Here is a 22,237-nt window from a genome sequence, read left to right as displayed (position 1 = left end):
ATGTAGATGAAAAGATCGAAAGTATGGTTGGCCGTTTGTGGATTAGTTGAAAATGAAAAAGGAGAATGGCTTGTCGTTAAGAAAAAATATGGAGGTTTAAAGGGACAATGGTCTTTTCCTGCTGGATTTGTTAATGAAGGTGAAAGAATAAATGATGCAGTTTTAAGAGAGATAACTGAAGAAACAGGAATTCAAACTGTTATTGAAGGTGTTATCGGTATTAGAAGTGGTGTTCTCTCTAATGATATTAGTGATAATATGATTATTTTTTCTATGAAAGCGAAGACAGAAAAAATTATCATTCAACAAGAAGAGTTGTCAGAGGGCAAGTTTATTCGTCCAGATGACTTAATTAAGAGTTCAGATAGCTCATTATTAATAAAACAGTTTGCAGAAAGAAAGGGTCATTTTCAAAAAGTTTGAACTCCATGATCAATTTGATCCAGGAGAGCAGTTTGGGTATAAGTCGTACTCTCTCTTTTTTAATCATATTTAGACTTAGTAAAAGAAAGCGAGAGAAAACAGAAGATGATAACGCTTACCTTTGACTTTTTGTCAGATAATCTAACTTTAATATTGAGGAAGAAGCTGATATACTGAATAAAATTTTAAAAATTCAGAAAAAAGAAGGTGTAGCGGTGTACTTATCATCATCACCAAAAAATCAATGTCCCTACTGTTCTGGAAAAGGATATTTTCAATTGCTACTAGGTGGATCAGAGACGTGCTCTAAATGTCAAGGAACTGGTGTGACTGACGAAACAAGTAAAATTACGTTTTGTTAAATAATGATCCCTTTGAAAAGTTCAAGAGATTGTTGATTGACTCTTAGATAGAACCTCCAGTAAACTTATGAATGACGCGATGGAGGTGAAGGGATTGGGTCTTAGTTTACCACAGGTACTATTATCTATACTCATATTTTTAGTTTTGTTTTTTTCAATAGGTTTTATTTTAAATATGCTTCTTCGAATGTCTTGGATTATGGCCATCATTTATCCAATTGTTTGTATAGCCATTATAGATGATGACCTTAGATTGATTGATTATTTTAGAGACCTGAGCGGTTCAATCAATTTTTTAATAGAAAAATCGGCTTCATTACACATGGCGGATATTACTATACTGATTTCTGGTTTTGTAGGTGCCATCTTATCAGGGGTTGTGATTAAGATGCTACGAAAAAATGGATATCAGATGTTTTAATTTTAACTTGTTTTATTTCTCTTTTTTTAGGGAGAAATAAAACAAGTTTTTTTGTTGAAAAAATTACCTTTTGTTTATTTTCTCATTAGATTGTATAAATCGTTCATGAAAAGGGAACGAATAGTCTAGTGAGAGGAGTTGAAAAGGAAGAAAATGAATCGTATAAAAAACGTTTTAAAACGATTTTTAATGATCATTCTTTTTTTTGCTGCGGTTATTAGTACCTTGAATTCCATTTCAGGAGTTGAAGCCCAAGATATAAGACATGCTTTAAAGAGCAATCACGAACTTTATGACCAAAATCCATTCAAAATGATTGGCTTATTCTATAAATCATTACATAGTCAATCAGCGCAACTACAAAAACTTCATCTAGTGAAGCGAAAATAAATGAGAATATGTCTTTAGATCATTTTGATTGGTCGCAATATCCAAGTAAAACGGTATTGGCAACAGGTTATACAGCAGGTTATGAATCAACGGGAAAAACGCCAAATCATCCACAGTATGGCCTAACCTATTCAGGTGTTGAGGTGAAGCGAGATTTATACTCAACAATTGCGGCAGACCTTGAGGTATTTCCAATTGGTACAGTTATCTATATTCCTAATTATGGGTACGGAGTAGTTGCTGATAAAGGTGGGGCTATAAAAGGAAATCGTTTAGACCTTTACTTTGACTCTGTAAATGAGGTTTACACTGAATGGGGAAAAAAACAACTTGAAGTATACATCATTAAAAAAGGAAATGGAAAGTTAACGGAACAAGAGTTAAGAAAGTTAAACGAAAATAAAGACATGCAAGTTTTTAGGCAAAAATATTTAAAAGAAAAGAGCTAACAGTACGTTGTTAGCTCTTTTCTTTTCCGATAATTTACATAATCATGTAGATAGGATGTAGTGTAAAAAAAGAGTTAATAAAATTCCGGTAAGTCCTCCAAAAAAGACCTCTATAGGTTGGTGACCTAAAAGCTCTTTTAGCCTTCTTTGTTTTTCTTGTTCTTCTATTTTAGGCCATATTTTGGCTTCCTCTACAAAACGATTGAAATCAATTACTAATTTATTAAGTACGGTAGCTTGTTCACCCGCATGTCTTCGTACACCAGTAGCATCAAACATTGTAATAATTGAAAAAATGGCAGCAACTGCAAATATAGGAGAATGAAAGCCATGATCTATAGCGATAGCCGTTGATAAGGCAGTTACTGCTGCGGAATGAGAACTAGGCATTCCTCCTGTACTAGTTAAAAGTGACCAATCTAATTTTTTGCTAACGACAAATTGTATGGGTACTTTTATAAATTGAGCAAAAAAAATGGCGCATAAAGAAGAAAGTAAAGGAAAGTTTAACAGTTCATTCATGTGATTGAGAACGCTCCTTTAAACAATGATCAAAAGAAATCAATGTTTTTATTTTAACCATTATCTTACCATAAAAAAAGGATGATTTTTTAAAGAAGTGAATTTAAATATTGATTGCTTGAGACTAATATTTAGGGAATCGAAAAATATGAGTGGATCATTTATAATAAAGAGAGTTCGTAAAACATAAAGAAATAACCTCGGAGGTGTAGGAATGGAGTTCACAGTAAAAAAGAAAGAACATCTATATGAGAAAAAAACGTTAATAGTTGGAGTTTTCAAAGAAGATACGTCCTATAATGAAACAATCTTAGAAATGGATCGTCAAATGGATGGCTCCTTAATGGACATGATCAAAGATAAAGACATTCGTTCAGACTCAAAAAAAGTGAGTACAATACATACGCTAGGTAAGTTACCTATAAAAAGAATCTATTTTGTTGGGCTAGGATATAAAGATCAATACAGTGTTGATATAGCAAGAGAAGCTTTCGGACGGGTGTGTCAAAAGGTTCAAGGCGATGGACATCAAGAAGTTAGTGTTGTTTTAGATACCTTTATACAATCAGAAATTGATGAAGTGAAAATAGCGCAACTATTAGGGGAAGCTGCTACTCTTTCGACTTATCGCATTGTTCATTATAAGAAAAGTGAAACAGGTGAGGAAGTTTCAAACCTCAAAAAGGTACAAGTTGATACAAACGGTGAACATAAAGCAATATCAGCGAATATCAAGGTAGGGTCCTTATATGGAACAGGTGCGAATAAGGCACGTACGTTAGTAAATATGCCTGGTAATATTTTAACTCCTACAAAGATGGCAGAAGAAGCTATTTCGATTGCCCAACAGTATGGATTGCAATATGACATACTTGAAAAAGATCAAATGGAGTCTTTAGGAATGGGTGCTTTATTAGCTGTAAACAAAGGTTCTGAAGAGCCACCTAAAATGATAATACTTAAGTATCAAGGGAAGAAGAACTGGGAAGATGTTATTGCCCTTGTTGGGAAAGGAATTACTTTTGATACAGGTGGATATTCCTTGAAATCTAAAGACAGTATTGTTGAAATGAAAACAGATATGGGGGGAGCCGCATCTGTTTTAGGAGCAATGGAAATTATAGCGCAGATAAAACCTGAACAAAATGTGTTAGCGGTTATACCTTCAACAGATAACATGATTAGCGGTGGAGCAATGAAACCAGATGATGTCATCACTTCTATGTCTGGTAAAACAATTGAGGTATTAAATACAGATGCAGAAGGTCGATTAGCTCTAGCTGATGGAATTACCTATGCCAAGCAAAATGGAGCCAAGTATATAATAGATGTAGCAACTTTAACGGGAGGGGTTGTTGTTGCTCTTGGAAATGAGACCACAGGAACAATGACCAATGATCAAGAGTTACTCCAGTCTGTCGAAAAAGCATCTGAAAATTGCGGAGAGCCAATTTGGCAATTGCCTATACCTCCTAAACATAAAGAACGGGTATGTAAAAGTAAAGTAGCTGATTTAAACAATTCTCCTGGACGTGACGGTCACGCCATTTTTGCTGCTGCTTTCTTACAAGAATTTGTCGAGAAAACACCATGGGTTCATTTAGATATTGCAGGTACGGCTATGAAAAAACAAGCGGATGATTTAGGTCCAAGTGGAGCCACAGGTGTTATGTCAAGGACTCTTGCGAACTTCATTGAAAATTTTAGTGAATAAAAAAAGCTGGCAATCGCCAGCTTTTTTAACAGACTTATATGGCCTGAAAAATGTTCTAACTTTGCTTTCTTATTTAGATTCCATCCTTTAAGAGGTTGTTCAAAAAGTCTTAAAAAAATTGCAGTCGAATAACTTTGTTGTCTCGCTATTACACTCCTCATGTACAAAGAACGTACACTGTGGTGCTCATAGCTTCGTCGCCTCGTTCTTCTCGGCTCTTTTTTCCCGCCTTTTTGAACACGCACTTTAAAGATTTATCGTGTCCCTCTAGCTTTTCTTATGCCGCATGATGTTTTTGATAGTTAGTTGCTCGTTTTACTGCTTGAAAAACTCTTGGAGCAATGATTGCTCCCAAAATGGTAAAGGCCAAATCCTTTATCATAAACGAACTCATGATTCCCCAGGCTGCTCCATACCCCATTTTAAAGTCTAGCCAAACATTATTGGCTACCCAGAAATACGTTGTCCCAAATAAATAAATAGTAGAAATTCCTACTAATGAAGCAATCAGGAATGTTGGGAAAGTAGGTTCTTTTTTTCTTTCGACTATTTTCCCTGAAACATAGGCGGTTAAAATATATGAAATGATAAACCCACCTGTCGGGCCAATAATAACGAATATACCTGATTTAAACTGAGCAAAAACGGGTGCTCCTACGATTCCTACTAACATATAGACAGTCATAGATAAGGCACCTAATCGACTTCCTAAAAGGAGCCCTGCTAAAATACAAAAAAATGGTGCCATGGAAAGAGGTACCCCCCCTACTTGTAGAAAAGGAGCCCAAGAGGTAAGGTTTGCTCCAATTGCCATGAGAGCTGCAAACATAGCTACTAAAGTAATATCGTAAGCTCGAATTGATTTCAATATAATCACTCCTCGTATATATATTTCTATAGACTTAATTTAATTGATAAACACTAGTATTGTCAACTTATTATAATATAAGGTTAACATTTTTGAATTTGTTTTCCCCTTTTAGGATTTAATTAGGCTAACTTGAAATATGTTGGTTGAGTCTTTAACGTTGTTTTCATTGAATTTAGTGAAATATATAGATAGAAAAAAGAAATTTTAGTATAGTTAATGAGGTGATTAAAAATTATCATTACAAATTCATTGTAAGAAATTGTTGAGAGGATAGAAGAGGTAGCTTGTTTGGAGTGATTGAATATGATTTTTATGCTTCTGTTCCTTGTTTCTTTGATTCCACTTTCGTTTGTTTTTGTTATTTTTCTGCTTTACCGTATACCATTATCAAAAGTGGTAATCATTTATTTAGCTTTTCAATTTTTAGGGCAAGTAAACATCTCCCTTTTATATAGTGTGAATTTGTTTGATGAACAGACCGTTCATTTTTTATATAAAGTTCTTAATATAGCCAACATTTATACGACACCAGTAATATTTTTGATTTCTAGATTATTAATTAAATACGTTCCATCTGAAGATATTTTTTATCATCATCATTTTAATTGGGTGAATAAAAGATTCTTTTATTTGTTACTTGTTTTCTCAACCATTGTTTATATCTTTAGTTGGTCTAATTTTGGAATAGCTGGTCTGGAACTTAAAACCTATCATGATCTTTCATATTTTTATCCTCACTATGGTTCATTAGGTTGGATATTCTTTTTAAATGATATCATCGGAATGTTGGGGATTCTTTTACTTATTTTTATTACTTTTCGTTTGAAAGAAGCTTCCTTAAGAATATTTTGTACATATTTATCCACTGCTGTATTTCTTATTTTTATTATAGGGATATTAAGTAAAATGGAAGTCATCCCTATATTTTTTTCGAATTTTGGGTCAGTGCTATCTACGATTATTATATTTACAGGTTTTTTTACTTTGCAATCTAATAATCTTTCTATGATTAATATTGATTTGAAAGAGTACAGATATTTATTGGCTAAAATTATTCATTTAAATCCAAGCTATATTTATGTGAAGGATTTTAATCATAGGTTTATCCTCATTAATTCATCACTTAAGCAATTATACGGGTTGTCTGAAAAAGAAATGATAGGAAGAAAAGAAACAGAATTAGATAACAACTCTCAAAGAGCAACGACCATTGAACAGGAAGAACGTTTTATACTTGAAAACAAAGTCAAGAAAAACAAGTCAATTGAAGTAATTGAATCTTATCAAGGTGAGAAAAGAATTATTGAAGTAACGAAGATTCCTATTCATATGAAAGGGAAGCTATTTCTTCTTTGTATAGGTAATGATGTTACTGAATTAAAAAAAACAGGAAGACTTTATTCTTCAATCAGAAAAGATGAGTGTCATAGGCGAACTAGCTGCGGGGATTGCTCATGAAATTCGTAATCCGTTGACTTCCATTAAAGGGTTTATACAATTTCTAAAGGAGTCCTATACGTATGATGATCGTTCAATGAAATATTATAAAATTATGGAAGAAGAAATCGACAGAATGAATGAAGTCATTGGAGAGCTTCTCATTATTTCAAAACCTCATCAAAAAGATTTTACAGAGGAAAGAGTTGAGGGGATTTTAGAAGATGTTATTTTATTAATGAGTACAGCGGCTCAAAAAAAAGGATATTGAACTTAATTATACTGTTCAAAATCAATTGCCGTTGATCAAAGCGAATAAAAACCATCTGAAACAAGTATTTATCAACTTGATTAAAAATTCGATTGAATCAATGTCAAGTGAGGGTAAAATTGATATAGAGGTTACTTCATACGGCACCTATATTGATGTGTCCATTAAGGATGAAGGTGGGGGTATTCCTCCTGGAATGTTAGAAAAGTTAGGGGAGCCTTTCTTCACAACAAAAGACCGTGGAACAGGGTTAGGTTTAACCGTTTGTTATAAAATAATAAAAGAAGAGCATTTAGGTGATATTCAGTTTGAAAGTATTGAAGGAAAAGGAACAAATGTATATATTTTATTGCCAGCTATTAGTTAAAGATAAGGTAAAAAGCTACCTCTAAATTATGGAAGGTAGCTTTTTAGTTGATTCGAGGTTGTTCTATGGGCAGATTATATTTTTGTTGTTACTTCTTGTAAAGCTGTTTCAACTGGGACATAGGTGTATGATAAATCGTTCGCAATGGCTTTATATGTTACTTGACCTGCGGCTACATTTACACCATGTTTTAAACTAGGGTTATCAGAAAGAGCCGTTTGCAAACCTTTGTCTGCTATTTCAAGGGCAAAAGGTACTGTCACATTTGTAAGGGCGATTGTTGAGGTCTGTGGAACAGCACCAGGCATATTTGCTACTGCATAGTGTAAAACACCATGCTTTTCGTAAGTTGGGTTATCATGAGTCGTTATATGATCGATCGTTTCTACAATTCCACCTTGGTCAATGGCTACATCAACGATGACTGAGCCCTTTTTCATTGTTTTTACCATTTTTTCTGTTACTAACGTAGGAGCCTTTGCTCCAGGAATTAACACCGCGCATATTAGTAAATCTGCTTCAGCAACTGCTTGAATAAGTGTTGTGGGATTCGAAATTAATGTTTTAATCTGGTTTCCAAAAATGTCTTCTAATTGTCGTAATCGATTGGCGTTAACATCGACAATTGTTACATCCGCTCCGAGTCCAATTGCAATTTTAGCGGCATTTGTTCCAACAACACCGCCTCCAATAATGATTACCTTGCCCCTACTCACCCCTGGAACACCAGACAGGAGAATGCCTTTTCCACCTTTTGGTTTCTCTAATAATTGAGCTCCAATTTGTGCTGACATTCGACCAGCAACCTCACTCATAGGAGTTAATAATGGAAGAGAGTGTCCATCAGCGACCGTCTCATAAGCAATGGCTGTAATTCCACTGTTCTTTAATGCTTCTGTAAGGTTGGGTTCAGCAGCTAAGTGCAAGTAGGTGAATAAGATCAAATCGTCTCTGAAAAATTGATATTCTTCAGATAATGGTTCTTTTACTTTCATAACCATATTTGCATGTGACCAAACATCACTCGCATCAGAGAGGACTTGTGCACCTGCATTTTCATAGTCTTCATCAAAGAAGTTACTTCCTGCCCCAACTTCTTGTTCAACATAGACTTTATGTCCATGACTGACCAATTGGGAGACGTTAGCAGGTGTTAAAGCCACGCGGTTTTCGTTATTTTTTATCTCTTTTGGTACACCAATAATCATAAAGATTCCTCCTTTATGCAAAAAACCTAATGTTATTCTTCGTATAATAACCATATAATTTATTATTAGTATAATTAAAAATGTGAAAAGGTTGTTTGTTTGAAAAGGAGAAATTTAATAAATGACTTTGTGAAAATTCACAAAGTCATTTTACGTATTTTCAAATCTAAATAGATTGTCATTTTTTGATTGATATTTTTTAAATCAATCTCACCTATTTGTTCAATTCTTTTGATACGATAACTAAGCGTATTAAGGTGAACCTTTAATGAATTGGCAGCAGATTTGGCATTGCCGTCTTCATCAAGGAATGCTTCCAATGTTTTTACTAAGTCTGTATTGTGATATTCGTCATATTGAAGTAACTTCATCAAGGAATAATTAATAAATCCATACCGCTTTCTTTGATCTGCTAAGATATCTAAGTATTGATAAATTCCTAGTTCAGAATAACTAACGAGATCGAGCGTTTCAGTTGGGAATTTTTCTTTTATTTTCAGTACGGTTTGAGCTTCTTGATAACTTCCTACAATGTTTGTTAAATCTTGATAAATACCACCAATACTGGCCATAACTCCTTTGATAGAGTAACGGTCGCCTAGTTGTAAATCCAACCAATGTAAAAAGGTTTTAATATCTTTTAATGGATATTCCGTTTTTGGGATAATAAACATCAGTAATTCATTATAATCAATGGTTGAAAGAAGGATCGTCACTTGCTGTGTTGTCTCTAAAAGATAATGGATATGTTTCTCTGTTCCTTCATCAATTGGGTGTGGAAATTTTAAAATCACAATCGAATAAGATGATGGCACTGTATATAAAAGTTCTTCAATACCTGCCTTTATCTCTTTGGTCGTTGCTACATGTCCAGTAAGTAATTTCCAAAAAAACTCTTGGCTTTTTTCCACCTTTTTAATTCTTCTTGCTTGAAGGTTTAATAATTTGTTTTTGACTGACTTTGCTGCTTTTTTTAGTAATTCGATGTCATCCTTTTCAAGGTTTTTTTCATTTTCAAGGGCCCAAATAAATCCTACAACTTCCTGTTTATGCCATATGGAAATAGCGACACGGTCGTTTAGTCCAATCTCTTCAATATTTTTAATTCTGATCGGATTGTCTGTTTGTAGTAGTTTAGGAATAATCCCATCTTTCCATAGGCGATTAATTACTTTTTCTGGTACTCTTCGTTCGATAATTGTGGCTGTTCTTGCGTCATCTGTTCCCGATTTATGCGAACTATAGGCTAATAATCGATGGTTAATATCTTCTATTGTGATGGCACATTGAAGGATTTCACTTATTCGATCTGCAATATCGTCTAAGTTGTTAAAGCTATACTTAAAAGGGTCATGATTCATATACTCACCTTCTTTTGTGTTATTCAACATAATATTAGATTAATACATTATAGATTATCTCGTCATCATGTTTTATGATTGTTAAAAGAAAGATGAACGTAGAGGAGTGTTTTCATGAGTTTTAAAATATATTTAGTTGAAGATGAGCACCATTTAAATCAAGTATTAACGATGTATTTAAGACAAGAAGGATGGGATGTTACCTCTTTTACCAATGGGAAGGAGGCATTAAATGTAATTGCAAATGAACCTCATTTGTGGATACTAGACATTATGTTACCTGAAGTAGATGGATATGAAATATTAAAGAAAATAAAAGATCATAATCAGTCCACCCCTGTTATTTTTATTAGTGCAAGGGACGCGGACTTAGATCGTATATTAGGGTTAGAGCTTGGAAGTGAAGACTATTTATCGAAGCCTTTTTTGCCAAAGGAATTAATTATTCGAGCAAAAAAAATCTTAAATCGTACGTATGAAAAATTCCAAACAAATATTGAAAAATATGGACCATATGAGATTAACAAACAAAAACGTCTCGTGTTTTTAGATGGAAATCCACTTTCTCTAACATCATTGGAATTTGATCTTTTTGCCTTGTTTGCTGATCATATTGGACGAGCGTTCTCAAGAGAAGAGATCTTAAACCTAGTGTGGGGAGAAGATTACTTTGGTTCCGATCGAGTGGTTGATGATTTAGTAAGAAGAATAAGAAGGAAAATGCCCTTTATAAATATAGAAACGGTTTATGGTTTCGGATACCGAGCGGTGGACGTACATGAAAAATAGACCAATATGGCAACAGCTATTGATTATTTTTACCTGCTTTTCAATCTTGATTGGTGGCATATTATCGTTGGTCATCCCTATGACGTTAAATAGTTTTTTTACAAATGAGATTTATCGAACGATTGAAGATTGGCAAAATTATCAAACGAGAGATGGGTTACAACAATGGGAAATTGATGAATCTGATCAACAATCGTTCCGGTCAGTTAAGGAATTTGTTATCCATAAAGAATCTAATCAAACTTATCGACTTAATAAAAAAGATAGCTTTTCAATTCCCAACCCTATAGAGACATTAAATTCTATTATTCACCAAGCTATAAGTCAGGAAGAAGAATCGAAACGTTATGAAAAAGAAATTGATGGGAAAAAGATGTTTTATGTCATAAAAAATAGTGTCATTATCAATGGTCAGGAATTTTATCTTGTCTCATTTCTTTGGGAGACGTATCGTGAAGAGCTCGTATCAACTTTACTTCAACGCTTGTACCTTGTTTTAGGAGTTGTTTTATTAGGAGCGGTAGTGTTGTCGATTTTCTTTTCAAAATGGTTCGTAAAACCGCTTGTTCAAATCCAAAGGCATGTTCAAAAACTTGCTAAGAAAAAATGGAATGAACCACTTGAGTTAGATCGAACGGATGAAATTGGTGTCTTAGCTTCATCTATTGAAGTAATGAGACAGCAATTAAAAAAGCAAGATGAGACCCAGCAAACTATGCTTCAACATGTGTCACATGACTTGAAAACACCTGTTATGGTGATAAGAAGCTATGCTGAGGCGCTTAAAGATGGGATTTATCCTTCAGGTAGTCTAGTAGGTTCAGCAGAAGTGATAGAGGAAGAAGCGGCACAACTTGAGAAAAAGATTAAAAATTTATTATATTTAACTAAACTGGACTATTTAGCTTCACAAAAACGAAAAAAAGAAAAAATAAATATAAAACTACTTGTTGAGCAGGTAATTATCCGTCTCCATCATAAACGAGAAGAAGTGAACATAGATTCTTCAATTGAAGATGTCACAATTATAGGTGACCACGAACAGTGGAAAATATTTTTTGAAAATATGATTGACAATGCGCTTAAGTATGCAAAAACGAAAATTTCCATTGATATTTACAAAACGATAGAAGGAGAGGTCATAGCTACTTTTAAAAACGATGGTGATCCGATTTCAGAAGAGGTTGCTCAATCTATTTTTAAACCTTTTGTTAAAGGAGAAAACGGGAATTTTGGGTTAGGATTAGCAATAATGAAGCGGATTGCTGATTTGCATAATGTGAAATTAACCATTGAAAATAGTCAAAATGGTGTTGTATTTTCGGTTGAATGGGAAAAGAGATAAACACAGGCTTATATGTGTTTATCTCTTTTTAGTTTTTCAAAAAATAATAGGGCTTCTTCATAATCAAATGAAAAAAAGCACCTGAAGTCTTGGTCATCTAGGATACGATAATGTTGACTAATTAAATTTTGTTGTAATCGAAATCCATCTGAATGTTCTATATTTTTCCACCATACTTTACCTCCGAGTGTTTTTTCTTTTTGGATCGGTGGCTTTTGCAGGGGAGAGTAGAGTAACAAGTTCAATAGGTTCTCCACCTGCAAGTTGCTGCAACAGTTCACTCTCTTTAAATATAGCACAGATAGTGACTACTAAAGGCCAGCTTGCAAGTTGTCTTTCTTTTTCAATTTGTACCAGTGTTTTCTTGCTTATTCCGACAATTTCAGCGAATTCATTTTGAGTATAATGTTGTTCGGTTCGTATTAAACGTATCTTAGTCGATATGAGCTTGATCCAATCTTTCTTTTTCACATAGGTCATTCCTAACTTAAGTAGTGTTAGTGTAATTATACACTATTGATCAGGACTTTTCAAAACACAACACTCAAATACTATTGAATGAGAAGATTGGTTATAAAATATGCCAAATGAGTTGAAGCATAGTTTGCTATATGTTATGTTGTAAAGAAAACTTTTAGGAGGGTATTTGGAAATGAGAAGAGTATCGTTAACGGATGTTTTTAATGACCCTATTGCACAAAAATATTTAAAACGTTCAGGTTTAGCGCATGCCATCTCTACTAGTTTTCATGCTTTCGAATTATCCATAAGTCATGAAGTAAATCCTGATTTAGCAACAAAGGCTGCCCTGCTTCATGATATTGGACATTACGAATGGTATACCGATGGAACATGGGATTTTCAAAGGTATCGGGAAAATGACATACACGCCATTAAAGGGGCTGAACGTGCACACAAGCTTTTGATCAAGCTCGGCGAGAAGCCTCAAGATGCTAAAAAAATTGCCATCGCCATATTACTGCATACAGATTCTTACTTGCCAGATGGTGAGTTAGCAGTAAGTCCCCTGCAAAAGGTTGTGAAATTAGCGGATGAATTAGATGAAGAACCGTTTGGAAGGCATCATTATCGGAAAATAGAGTTACATTTAGCGAGTAAAAAAATTGCTGATTTAGAAATGAAAGTGACTCAAGCTGTTCAAAATAGGAAGAAGAAATCTTCAAGCAGTACAGCTTAAGCCACCTTTGTATCCTTACTTTTGGTGTACTTTTCCTTTGTCATCAATGTAGATAGTATAAAGGAGAGATCGTTCAAATTTATTATTTCTCTCTGTATTACCTTCTATTTCCATCGAGATATGATAAATACCTTCTCCTTTATTTTGTAGAGGGATGTCCGAGAGATCTTTAATGTTAGTAGAAGATAGTTTTTCTTCTTTCTTTTCGCCATTTTCTGAATACTGAATCGTTACATCTGTTGAGAGAGAATTCTTTTTAATGTGTTTAACTTGTTGTTTCATCTGAACTTTATTTTTTGTCGTCTTTTTCTTTTCAATTTCAAGGTCGTCATTCAAATCACTATCAAATGATATTTGTAAGAAGTATCCATCCTTCTTATTAGGTTGTTTCGCTTTAACCGTCCACTTTCCTACTTCAGGTTTATTTACTGTTATTTTGTGGTGATAGGCTCCTTTAAAAACAGAGTCTACATCAAGGGATGTTTGAACATTTTTATACACCTTTTTACTTGGACTAATCAACGTAATTTTCGTATCTTCGTATGCACTCATCCAATCAAGATTAATTGAGGTTGTCGTTTCATCTACAAAAAATGTTTCCTTTTGTTTTCCAATATATTCTCCACCGCGAAAAATAGAGTTAGCAGTAGTCTTTTCTTCATCCAAAGAGACATTAGTCGTAAAAGAGCTATTGTAATTTTGTACTAAATTGAATGTGTTCTGTTTTGATAATGTGGATGAGGTTGTCAGTGAATTTTGATTTGCATTCGAACTAGTTAAATATGACTCGAATAGGTTAAAGGTTGCACTACCCGTTTTGATGGTAGAGTGATCCCAATTTCCAACGCTTATTTCTGTTGAATACGGCAGCCTTGAACTTTTAACGGTAACAGCACCATCATTTTTTCCATAGCTGCTTAAGTATAATCCTCCCCAAAAAAGGTATCCCCCAAAAGAACCCCAATCCTTTCCGCCAAATGTATAGATAGGTGTGGACTGACTATCAGGGTCGGAATCTGTCTGCTCTCTAAAATAGCTCATGTAGCTTGTTTGAAGTGAATAAAGAGCATCACTTTTACTACCAATGATAGAAGTCAGCCAGCTAGCCCAACTACTGTATGCAAGATCTGCTAACTGAGAACCATAATGAGGAGTTGATAGCGTAATTACCTTTTCTACATATTCATCAGCGCCCTCATGAACTAATGCAGCCTGCGAATCAATTCCACCTTTACTATGCGTTACAAGAATGACCTTTCTTCCAAAATGGTCATATATCTCTTCTAATTTTTCTTTTAATAGTTTTCCATTATCCCACATATCTTCTTCAGGATATAGATTAATATAAGCGCTTTCATATCCATTCTCGTAAACCATTTCATCCATATCATTGTCGTCGGTCCATGTCTCTGCCGAGCTATTCAAACCATGAACAAATACCAAAGGGGCTTTTGAGTAATCAATCTCAGTAGGTATGTCTCCTAAAAACCATTCACCAGGAGTGCTAGTTTCTCCAGGGAAAAACTTTCCTGCCTCAGCTACTTGTGGAATAAACATAACAAAGACGAGTAACAATAGTAGTTTTCTTCTCAAATGACAAAACCTCCGTATATTATTATTGAAATAGTCTGAAACTATCACGTGAATAATCATATAATAGATATGTAAAATTAGATATACTTTTTTGTTAAATATGATTAATGTCACATGAAAATGATTCGAAAGTAAGATGACTGAATAGTCTGAATGAGACTAAGGTATGAAGGGTAGCTTATTAGCGAGTAACCTTGAAGAGGCTGTTCAAAAAGTCATGAAAAATTGCTGTCGAATAACTTTGTTGGTTTGCGTTTCCGCTCCTCAGGCGCACACGATGTGCTAGCGCAGTCGTTAACTCGCGCGACGTGGTTGTTCTTAGCCTGTGATCCTTTATGTGTACGTACACTGCGAGTACTTCGATGACCAGGACGGGCTAGCGCAGACGCTGTCACAGGACGTGACTGAACTTAGCCTGCGTTCCTTTGACTAGGCGCCTCGTTCTTGTCTAGTTCTATCGCCTAGCCAGGAGACGCCTACAGGAAGGGGGTGGATCTACGTTACCCACAGGACGTCGATGAACAGGATGTTCTAGTATCAACGTTGCCACAGGACGTGGCCGTTCTTAGTTGATGATCCATTGTATTAGTAGATCTTCAGAAATAGCTAGGATTTCATGAAAGGTAAAGAGCACCTTTCAAAGTAATCCCATCTTATGTTTGTCGTGGCTGATCAAGGCGATGATACTTTTCGACTTCTCGGCTCTTTTTCCCCCTACTTTTTGAACACGTACTTGGAGAATTCTAGAAGTGTTTACTTCGAATTTCAAAAGAATTTAAAATACATTTGTGATTGTTATGTAAATGCTATTAAAACAAAATGAAGTTTATTAAAGGTTTAACATTATGAAACTTTTTGTCGATGACTGTCGTCAAAACAGTAGAGAAAATATCTGTAAATTGGAGTTGTTCAAATGAAGTATTTCGAAATGATTATTGTTATTTTGTTTTCATTTTTCTCGCTGGGATTTGTTTTTACATATGTATATTGTTTTCGCATTTTTGGAAGAAAATCAAATCAAGATTATACACTTTTTTTCCGTAAAGAGTCAATGAAAGAGCAAATACATTATGAACAATAGTTAAAACGTTCTAAAATATTTATGAAACTATCGACCTGTATATTTGTTTTTATTAAATTTGATGAACAATCTATTATATCAAGAATAGTAGACATATAAAATTGGGAAATAAATATAAAATCTTTTGTATATTCATTAGATTTTTCGACAAGTTTCCCAATATACGTATGTCTATTTCTATGCTAAGGTGTTTTTATAACAATTTTTCAAACTATTTTAAAAAAGGGGAGAGATATTTTTGAAAAAACAAAGTTTAGCTGTTGTATTAGCTACTGGACTATCAGTTGCAACGTTTGCACCCGGAGTTCTAGCAGGAAACGAGTAAAGAGAAGAAAGAGGCACTAGAGAAGCTTGAATTAGTAGAGAAACAATGGAATGAAGAGAAAGATTCACCTACCTTTTTATCAGGTAAGTTATCTGATGATTCTGTTAAATCTAGCGGGCAAGTTGAATCCTTCTTAGAGGAAAACCGACAATTATTTGATATCGATCCTCGTGCCCAATTAAAACTAGTAAGAGTAGAAAATGATGAAATTGGAATGAAACATTATAAATATATTCAACATGTAAATAGTGTCCCAGTGGATGGTAGTGAATTCTTAGTTCATGTCAATAAAGAAGGGGAAGTCGTTGCTACAAACGGGAATCTCCAACCAGAAGCATCAAAAAAATTAAAAAATACGAAAGCAAAAATAGACACGAATAAAGCATTGAAAAAAGCATGGAAACATATCGATCTTAATAAAGAAGAAACCATTGTTGAAAAAGACCTCTCAGATCCATTTGCTTTCAGTGATGTTGAAGATACAGTGGAAAATGCTGAGTTAGTTGTATATGAAAATGAGGGGAAATTCTTATTAGCGTATAAAGTGAATTTGCAATTCATTCAGCCATACGGAGCTAACTGGATGATTTATATTAATGCAAAAAATGGAAAAGTAATTTCATCTCAAAACGTTATCCATGAAGCATCAACAACTGGATATGGGTATGGAGTTAATGGAGATAAGAAGTCGTTAAACACATATTACTATAACGGTACGTATTATTTATATGATGAAACAAAGTCAGCAATGAGTGGTACGATTCAAACAAGAACAGCTAATAATTACACGTCTTTACCAGGGTCTTATTCTACTGATAGGAACAATGCTTGGACTTCACGTTCTCAAGGTGCAGCAGTCGATGCGCACGCGAATGCGGAAATTGTTTATGATTATTTCTATGAAACTCATGACCGAAATAGTTTTGATGATAGAGGTTCAACGATTCGTTCGACTGTAAACTATGATTCAAATTACAATAATGCATTCTGGAATGGGACGCAAATGGTCTACGGTGATGGAGATGGGTATACTTTCGATCCATTATCTGGCGCATTAGACGTTGTTGCTCATGAATTAACACATGCTGTAACAGAATATACAGCCGGTTTGGAATATGTCAGTCAATCAGGGGCTTTAAACGAATCCTTTTCTGACGTATTTGGTTACTTTGTTGAACCAGAGGATTTCTTATTAGGTGAAGATATTTACACACCAAGTCGCTCAGGAGATGCTTTAAGAAGTTTGTCTGATCCAACTTTATATGATCAACCTGCTCATATGAATAATTATCAAAATCTTCCTGAAACTAAGGAAGGTGACTGGGGTGGAGTTCATATTAATAGTGGAATTCCAAACAAGGCGGCTTACTACACCATTCAAGAAATTGGTGATTCAAAAGCAGAAAAGATCTATTACCGTGCTCTAACAAACTATTTAACATCTACAAGTCAGTTTACTGATGCACGTGCAGCATTGCTTCAATCTGCAGCTGATATTTATGGTAGCAATAGTACTGAGTACAATGCAGTAAAAGATGCTTGGAATGCAGTAGGCGTATATTAAAAGATAGAAAAAGAGTTTGCCTCCAGTTAGGAGGACAAGCTCTTTTTAAACGATTAAAACCTTTCAGGAGTGGAAAGCATCCACGTTCTATGGACTTGCCTAGCCCGCTTGGTTTTTGCATAATAAAGATGCAGCTTTACTAAAGCATCTTATTTAGTTCTAACGGTTGTTGCCAAGGAAGGGGAGGTGCTTCATTATCCATTAAATTGGACTTGATGATGGTTTGATAAAATATTTCTATTTTTTGGTGTAATTCATTTAAACATGTTGAAAGAGGATGGCTTTTTTTATAGGCTATGAAAATACTTTGATTTGGAAACGGTTCTTTCATCGTTAATTTGATAGGAGTAAAATCATCTTCTTGCATAATTGTACTTTTTAATGAAACGGAATAAAATGTTTTCTCTTGTTTCATTAACTTAATTAGTAAAGGATAACTTTCAATTTTCAAGTCAGCTACTTGATAAGAAACATGCTTCTTAAACCATTGGTTAAACGTCTCATCCCATGGGTATTCAATAAACAAGGACTTTTTAAATAAATTAGGCGATATTGTTTTTACTTTTCTACTATCTTGATGTGCAAATAACGTATACTGATCCTCAATAACTTTTTCGCATTTGATATCTGAATGATAGATAGGTCTAGAGGTTAAACAAATATCTGATATTCCATCAGTGAGTGTATGCAGGGAATCCGTGTTTGACAATGATTTATATGAAAACGAAATTTCAGGATAATGAGATGAGAAGTCGCGAACCATTGTTATGAAATTATTCGTCCATATTGGATCAATACAAGAGATAGATAGTTTTTGTAAATACCGGTTGCGATTTTGAATAGTTGAAATGGATTGTTCCAGGAGCTGCAAAGTTCGTTGGAAAATAGGAACGACAGATTGACCAGCTGTTGTCAGTTCTACTTTTCTATTATTCCTAGAAAATAAAGAGGTTCCATATATACTTTCAATTTGCTTGATTCTTGATGTGACTGTAGATTGTGTTACACCTAATTCTTTTGCTGCTTTAGTAAAATGATGAGTTTGTGCAACGGCAAGAAATGTTTTCATTTGTTCAATATCTAACATTCGATCACCCTTTGAGCCAGCCTTTATTTTATCTTTTCTTTATAGGTTATCATAAATAAAATGAATATTCTAAAATTATTTAAATTCTTTTAACTTTAGCCATTCATCTCTAAGCATGGAATAGTTTATTAATGAATGAAAGCGGTTCATTAATCTTTCTCCATCCCTTGATACTCCTTCTTTTTTAAAACGCAGTCGTTCAGGTATTGCGCAACTTTTTTCATTATGTTCTCCACAGCTAATTTCTACACGGTGTAATCCTTTTTCAAAGAAAATATAATCTAACATGACGGAAGTACATTTGGTCATAATACCTTTCCCTTGAGCCCTTTCTTCTAATAAATATCCAATCATTGTTTTTAGGTTCTGCCAGTCAATATGATGCATTCCAATTACCCCTACTAATTGTTGATGATATCGTATTCCTCCATTAAACCCATTATTTTGTGAAAACTGTTCAAGCCAAAGTTGAATAAATTGTTGAACTTGTTCTGGTGTAGTTGTATAAGCTACCCACGGCAACCATTCTTGTAAGAAGAGTCTATTTTTTTCTATGAGCATATACAATTCACTAGCATGATGTGTTTCTAATAGTTGAATATAGAGATCTTTATCAACAGGCATAATAAACAATGAGGATTCCTCCTTAAAAGGAGATTATTAAACATATATACTTGCACCACTAAATAAATCCCTGCATATTTTATATCTGAACCATATGATAAGTTGAAAGGAGAATGTTTAATGCCAGCTTTTGTTGGACCGATGGAAGTAGAAAGAATTCAAGATGGTGGGATTAAAGTAGGTGACACGTTTAAATTATCTCCTAAAAGTAGTTTAAAAGCTGCTAGCGGTGCCGGAAGCAATAATAGTGGTGATATACATCGTTACTACAATGAAAAAAATATTTCAAATGAATATAATCCTAATGTGTTTGATCAAAATCAGTTTTTTAACTTGTAGATAGATTGTTCTTAGATGAAAACAGGTGACCCTAATCACCTGTTTTTTTAAAAAGATAAGAATGTATAAACTTTGTCCTTTATAAGAGAGTGCTTTCATCGTTGTCTAGCTCCAGCGCCCAGCAACTCCGACGCACACGATGTGCTAGCGTCAACGTTAGTCACAGGATGTGGCTGAACTTAGTTGACGTTCATTATTCCTCATTCCTCGCCCTCCTCCTTATGATAAGTCAACATCGAAGCCTGCGGTTTTTCGTGTTTCCTTTATCTCATACGGCGATGCCCAGGACGGGCTAGCGTCAACGTTAGTCACAGGACGTGACTGTACTTAGTTGACGTTCCTTTGCCCCTTCGTTGCTAAACGGGCACTTGCGCTTTTCTTATTCTTATATGTTAAAAAAAATGTATAATAATTAGGTACATTTTATGCGAAAGGAGAAATAATTATGAAAATAAGAAAAGCGAACATAACGTTTGACGATGTTAACATCGAAAATGTTTACATTTATGAAAATAAAAAAGAGGAATATACATTGGTCGCTATTCCACAAATACAATGGTCCACGATATTTGATTATAATATGTCCTATGAAGAGCTATACAGTGAACTTTTTCAATCGATTGAGCTTAGAACTTCAAAAAAAATTGCAGAGCAACTAGCGAAAAAAATAACCTACTGGTCAAGAGAAATGTAAATAGAAAATGGTGACAAATTCTTAATTGTCTAATGGTCCAATATTAAGGAAGGATAAAACTCTCTCTCTATATTCATCCCGTGGATAGCTCTTATATAAATTTGTAGCTAACCTTGTTGGATCACCAAAGAAGAAGCGTTCATACAATGTTTGCCTAGTTCCAAAGGAACTCATCGTTAAATCCCAAGCAAGGCGAAATAATTTCGTTCGACCCTTAGCATTCACTTTGTCTGTTAATATATATTTTGAATAAGCTTCTTCTGTAAATTTAGTTTTAAAGTCATTTTCTGTTGGGAGGATCATCAATCCTCCTGCTCCAATTAATTGAAGAACCTCTGTGTATATTGGATACCATTTTGTAAACAACTTTACTGCAATATAAAGAGGTTCTGTTTCTGGTGTCATAAGACCAAAAGAATCCAATTTACAATTTTTTTCAGATTTATATAGGAGAGCTTGATGGGTTTCCAATCCAATAATAAGTTCTGTTATTTTTTCGTGAATATGTTGATATTCAGAGACACTAAGTGTCTCTACTAGTAACTGAGCAATACCTAATAAAAACTCTGTTTTAACGACTTGACGACTAACGACTTGATGCAATATATGTGGAGTGAATCCACTCTTACTAAACAACCTTTCAGCTATATCCTTTCGATGGTAAAAGAACACTCGATCCCAAGGAACTAAAACAGAATCAAAAACTAATAAAGTGTCCATCTCTTCAAACTGCGATGAAAGAGGGTGATCAAAGGTAGAGTCATTTTGAACAAAAGTATTTCTACATAAAAAGTGTAACCCAGCTGTGTTACTTGGGATGCTGAAAGCGAAAGAATATTGTTCATCCACTAAAGTACCACCTGTTGGGAAAATTAATACTTCATCGGTCATTCCACCTTCTGTAGCCAGTAATCTTGCCCCAGATACAATAATTCCTTCAAAGGTTTTTTTTACAATCCTTAAAGCAATTGGTTCATCTTGATCTTCAAAATAAAAAGAAGAACGATTGGTTTGTGGGTTGATAAAGCTATGGGTAAATGATAAGTCTTGTTCTCTTGCTGTTTCATATAAATTATAAAGATTCTTTTCAAACTGGTTATCTTGATCCTTCAAGATAACAGATGCAGAAGCAAGAGCCATTAATCCTGTATTTAAATAGTCAGGAGTTCTCCCCATTAGACCATGAGTTGTTTTAGCCCATTCTATATACATTTCCCTTTTTCGAATTAAATCGTCTTTTGTCTTTGGTTGTAAAAAAGATAACCCAACAAAGTCTCCTGATAAAGGAGAGGAATACAGCATTTTTTCTCGTAAGTGTTTTGTCATTTGTAGGTCATAAAGTCTAGCTTTAGAGCCCATAGCCCCTTTATAAGCTTTGTGTTTTGATAACCGCCCTGTTATTTGTTCTCCACAATACCAAACATTCGAATTCATATTATCTATTCGTTGAATGTATTGTTGTCCTGAAATGGCTGGCAATATTTACACACTCCTTCACGTTTTCGTTAAAATACTATATGCAGTCGTATTCAATGAGTGTGGGTGTTCGTCTATTAGTGACAATTTAAAATTATGAGAAGAATTCAAATCAATTTAATATGGGGTTTAGTACAATTCGACAATTATCGTCAACACTCTATAAAACCTATCATTAAAATAAACATAGGTTTAAATGACTTAATTTAATATAGACGTGAACGGATTGCAAGTTTATGTTGGTAGAGAACCTATATTTAATAGAGAAGAAGAAGTGATTGCATTAGATAATTTTAACGTAATTGCCGAGAAGTCGCCCACTTCTA

22 protein-coding genes and 3 pseudogenes are annotated in these 22,237 nt (G+C 34.2%); 16 read left to right on the top strand and 9 right to left on the bottom strand.

The window, feature by feature from the left end; translation table 11 throughout:
- Window positions 1–6 precede the first annotated feature (6 nt).
- The 5 genes and pseudogenes from LC087_RS10090 to LC087_RS10070 form a co-directional block, all read left to right on the top strand.
- Window positions 7–496 (top strand): annotated as a pseudogene (locus tag LC087_RS10090) (NUDIX domain-containing protein).
- Window positions 497–638: 142 nt separating this feature from the next.
- Complete coding sequence (locus LC087_RS10085) at window positions 639–785, top strand: YuiA family protein (RefSeq protein WP_226540295.1); 147 nt, start codon at window positions 639–641, stop codon at window positions 783–785.
- 94 nt (window positions 786–879) lie between these two features.
- Entirely contained in the window at window positions 880–1,206 is a 327-nt protein-coding gene (locus tag LC087_RS10080; protein ID WP_371932580.1) for a YuiB family protein, read from the top strand.
- A 153-nt stretch (window positions 1,207–1,359) separates the two neighbouring features.
- Entirely contained in the window at window positions 1,360–1,596 is a 237-nt protein-coding gene (locus LC087_RS10075) for a hypothetical protein (protein ID WP_306019539.1), read from the top strand.
- A 17-nt stretch (window positions 1,597–1,613) separates the two neighbouring features.
- A pseudogene (locus tag LC087_RS10070) lies at window positions 1,614–2,045 on the top strand (3D domain-containing protein); the annotation flags it as partial.
- A 42-nt stretch (window positions 2,046–2,087) separates the two neighbouring features.
- On the opposite strand, the gene LC087_RS10065 reads toward LC087_RS10070, so the two are convergent.
- Window positions 2,088–2,567 (bottom strand): divergent PAP2 family protein, encoded by a 480-nt coding sequence (locus LC087_RS10065; protein WP_226540292.1) that lies wholly within the window; start codon window positions 2,565–2,567, stop codon window positions 2,088–2,090.
- Window positions 2,568–2,781: 214 nt separating this feature from the next.
- On the opposite strand from LC087_RS10065, the gene LC087_RS10060 reads away from it, so the two are divergent.
- On the top strand, window positions 2,782–4,281 hold the full coding sequence (locus LC087_RS10060; protein WP_226540291.1) for a leucyl aminopeptidase: 1,500 nt from the start codon (window positions 2,782–2,784) through the stop codon (window positions 4,279–4,281).
- Window positions 4,282–4,558: 277 nt separating this feature from the next.
- On the opposite strand, the gene LC087_RS10055 is transcribed toward LC087_RS10060, so the two are convergent.
- Window positions 4,559–5,149: a biotin transporter BioY gene (locus tag LC087_RS10055; RefSeq protein ID WP_371932579.1), complete on the bottom strand. Its 591-nt coding sequence runs from the start codon at window positions 5,147–5,149 to the stop codon at window positions 4,559–4,561.
- A gap of 306 nt (window positions 5,150–5,455) precedes the next feature.
- Between LC087_RS10055 and LC087_RS10050 the strand changes: the two genes are divergently transcribed.
- Genes LC087_RS10050 through LC087_RS10040 form a run of 3 tightly spaced genes read left to right on the top strand, consistent with a single transcriptional unit; the run spans window position 5,456 to window position 7,227 of the window.
- The gene (locus tag LC087_RS10050) at window positions 5,456–6,610 is read left to right on the top strand and encodes a PAS domain S-box protein (RefSeq protein WP_306019538.1); all 1,155 of its coding nucleotides are present in this window, start codon (window positions 5,456–5,458) and stop codon (window positions 6,608–6,610) included.
- Window positions 6,570–6,860 (top strand): histidine kinase dimerization/phospho-acceptor domain-containing protein, encoded by a 291-nt coding sequence (locus tag LC087_RS10045; RefSeq protein ID WP_306019537.1) that lies wholly within the window; start codon window positions 6,570–6,572, stop codon window positions 6,858–6,860. The genes LC087_RS10050 and LC087_RS10045 overlap by 41 nt, the downstream gene beginning before the upstream one ends.
- 25 nt (window positions 6,861–6,885) lie before the next feature.
- Entirely contained in the window at window positions 6,886–7,227 is a 342-nt protein-coding gene (locus LC087_RS10040; RefSeq protein ID WP_371932578.1) for an ATP-binding protein, read from the top strand.
- Between the two features lie 74 nt (window positions 7,228–7,301).
- Here the strand turns inward: LC087_RS10040 and ald are convergent, their stop codons facing one another.
- Window positions 7,302–8,435 (bottom strand): alanine dehydrogenase, encoded by a 1,134-nt coding sequence (ald, locus tag LC087_RS10035; protein WP_226540289.1) that lies wholly within the window; start codon window positions 8,433–8,435, stop codon window positions 7,302–7,304.
- Between the two features lie 137 nt (window positions 8,436–8,572).
- Window positions 8,573–9,796, bottom strand: a complete 1,224-nt coding sequence (locus tag LC087_RS10030; RefSeq protein WP_226540287.1) for a PucR family transcriptional regulator — start codon at window positions 9,794–9,796, stop codon at window positions 8,573–8,575.
- Between the two features lie 114 nt (window positions 9,797–9,910).
- Between LC087_RS10030 and LC087_RS10025 the strand changes: the two genes are divergently transcribed.
- Both LC087_RS10025 and LC087_RS10020 read left to right on the top strand, forming a co-directional pair.
- A complete protein-coding gene (locus tag LC087_RS10025; RefSeq protein ID WP_226540278.1) occupies window positions 9,911–10,585 on the top strand; it encodes a response regulator transcription factor in 675 nt (224 codons plus the stop codon).
- Window positions 10,575–11,930 (top strand): sensor histidine kinase, encoded by a 1,356-nt coding sequence (locus LC087_RS10020; protein ID WP_226540275.1) that lies wholly within the window; start codon window positions 10,575–10,577, stop codon window positions 11,928–11,930. Before LC087_RS10025 ends, LC087_RS10020 begins: the two co-directional genes overlap by 11 nt.
- 8 nt (window positions 11,931–11,938) lie before the next feature.
- On the opposite strand, the pseudogene LC087_RS10015 reads toward LC087_RS10020, so the two are convergent.
- A pseudogene (locus tag LC087_RS10015) lies at window positions 11,939–12,401 on the bottom strand (helix-turn-helix transcriptional regulator).
- A gap of 181 nt (window positions 12,402–12,582) precedes the next feature.
- Here LC087_RS10015 and LC087_RS10010 point away from each other — a divergent pair.
- Entirely contained in the window at window positions 12,583–13,128 is a 546-nt protein-coding gene (locus LC087_RS10010) for an HD domain-containing protein (RefSeq protein ID WP_226540271.1), read from the top strand.
- A gap of 15 nt (window positions 13,129–13,143) precedes the next feature.
- Here the strand turns inward: LC087_RS10010 and LC087_RS10005 are convergent, their stop codons facing one another.
- Complete coding sequence (locus tag LC087_RS10005; RefSeq protein ID WP_226540269.1) at window positions 13,144–14,721, bottom strand: esterase/lipase family protein; 1,578 nt, start codon at window positions 14,719–14,721, stop codon at window positions 13,144–13,146.
- A 913-nt stretch (window positions 14,722–15,634) separates the two neighbouring features.
- Here LC087_RS10005 and LC087_RS10000 point away from each other — a divergent pair.
- Window positions 15,635–15,802, top strand: a complete 168-nt coding sequence (locus tag LC087_RS10000) for a hypothetical protein (RefSeq protein ID WP_226540267.1) — start codon at window positions 15,635–15,637, stop codon at window positions 15,800–15,802.
- Window positions 15,803–16,341: 539 nt separating this feature from the next.
- Entirely contained in the window at window positions 16,342–17,691 is a 1,350-nt protein-coding gene (locus LC087_RS09995) for a M4 family metallopeptidase (RefSeq protein WP_306019535.1), read from the top strand.
- A gap of 139 nt (window positions 17,692–17,830) precedes the next feature.
- On the opposite strand, the gene LC087_RS09990 is transcribed toward LC087_RS09995, so the two are convergent.
- Window positions 17,831–18,778, bottom strand: a complete 948-nt coding sequence (locus tag LC087_RS09990; protein ID WP_226540263.1) for a LysR family transcriptional regulator — start codon at window positions 18,776–18,778, stop codon at window positions 17,831–17,833.
- 75 nt (window positions 18,779–18,853) lie between these two features.
- Complete coding sequence (locus LC087_RS09985; protein ID WP_371932693.1) at window positions 18,854–19,402, bottom strand: GNAT family N-acetyltransferase; 549 nt, start codon at window positions 19,400–19,402, stop codon at window positions 18,854–18,856.
- A gap of 120 nt (window positions 19,403–19,522) precedes the next feature.
- Here LC087_RS09985 and LC087_RS09980 point away from each other — a divergent pair, with 120 nt between their 5' ends.
- Complete coding sequence (locus tag LC087_RS09980; RefSeq protein WP_226540259.1) at window positions 19,523–19,741, top strand: spore germination protein; 219 nt, start codon at window positions 19,523–19,525, stop codon at window positions 19,739–19,741.
- Window positions 19,742–20,186: 445 nt separating this feature from the next.
- Window positions 20,187–20,435: a YueH family protein gene (locus tag LC087_RS09975; protein WP_226540256.1), complete on the top strand. Its 249-nt coding sequence runs from the start codon at window positions 20,187–20,189 to the stop codon at window positions 20,433–20,435.
- A gap of 21 nt (window positions 20,436–20,456) precedes the next feature.
- Here the strand turns inward: LC087_RS09975 and hpaB are convergent, their stop codons facing one another.
- Complete coding sequence (hpaB, locus tag LC087_RS09970; protein WP_226540254.1) at window positions 20,457–21,914, bottom strand: 4-hydroxyphenylacetate 3-monooxygenase, oxygenase component; 1,458 nt, start codon at window positions 21,912–21,914, stop codon at window positions 20,457–20,459.
- Window positions 21,915–22,237 lie beyond the last annotated feature (323 nt).

Source organism: Bacillus carboniphilus, assembly GCF_020524035.2.
In the GTDB taxonomy this organism is placed as follows: domain Bacteria; phylum Bacillota; class Bacilli; order Bacillales; family JAIVKR01; genus Bacillus_CC.
This window is presented reverse-complemented; position numbering and strand designations above follow the sequence as displayed.

Excerpts from the sequence above, each read along its gene's own strand:
- LC087_RS10065 (WP_226540292.1), bottom strand. The coding sequence starts at position 2,567 with ATGAATGAACTGTTAAACTTTCCTTTACTTTCTTCTTTATGCGCCATT.
- LC087_RS10025 (WP_226540278.1), top strand. The coding sequence starts at position 9,911 with ATGAGTTTTAAAATATATTTAGTTGAAGATGAGCACCATTTAAATCAA.
- LC087_RS09985 (WP_371932693.1), bottom strand. The coding sequence starts at position 19,402 with ATGCCTGTTGATAAAGATCTCTATATTCAACTATTAGAAACACATCAT.
- LC087_RS10075 (WP_306019539.1), top strand. The coding sequence starts at position 1,360 with ATGAATCGTATAAAAAACGTTTTAAAACGATTTTTAATGATCATTCTT.
- LC087_RS09975 (WP_226540256.1), top strand. The coding sequence starts at position 20,187 with ATGAAAATAAGAAAAGCGAACATAACGTTTGACGATGTTAACATCGAA.
- LC087_RS10020 (WP_226540275.1), top strand. The coding sequence starts at position 10,575 with ATGAAAAATAGACCAATATGGCAACAGCTATTGATTATTTTTACCTGC.
- ald (WP_226540289.1), bottom strand. The coding sequence starts at position 8,435 with ATGATTATTGGTGTACCAAAAGAGATAAAAAATAACGAAAACCGCGTG.
- LC087_RS09995 (WP_306019535.1), top strand. The coding sequence starts at position 16,342 with ATGAAACATTATAAATATATTCAACATGTAAATAGTGTCCCAGTGGAT.
- LC087_RS10060 (WP_226540291.1), top strand. The coding sequence starts at position 2,782 with ATGGAGTTCACAGTAAAAAAGAAAGAACATCTATATGAGAAAAAAACG.
- LC087_RS10050 (WP_306019538.1), top strand. The coding sequence starts at position 5,456 with ATGATTTTTATGCTTCTGTTCCTTGTTTCTTTGATTCCACTTTCGTTT.
- LC087_RS10045 (WP_306019537.1), top strand. The coding sequence starts at position 6,570 with ATGAGTGTCATAGGCGAACTAGCTGCGGGGATTGCTCATGAAATTCGT.
- LC087_RS09980 (WP_226540259.1), top strand. The coding sequence starts at position 19,523 with ATGCCAGCTTTTGTTGGACCGATGGAAGTAGAAAGAATTCAAGATGGT.
- LC087_RS10010 (WP_226540271.1), top strand. The coding sequence starts at position 12,583 with ATGAGAAGAGTATCGTTAACGGATGTTTTTAATGACCCTATTGCACAA.
- LC087_RS10030 (WP_226540287.1), bottom strand. The coding sequence starts at position 9,796 with ATGAATCATGACCCTTTTAAGTATAGCTTTAACAACTTAGACGATATT.
- LC087_RS09990 (WP_226540263.1), bottom strand. The coding sequence starts at position 18,778 with ATGTTAGATATTGAACAAATGAAAACATTTCTTGCCGTTGCACAAACT.
- LC087_RS10000 (WP_226540267.1), top strand. The coding sequence starts at position 15,635 with ATGAAGTATTTCGAAATGATTATTGTTATTTTGTTTTCATTTTTCTCG.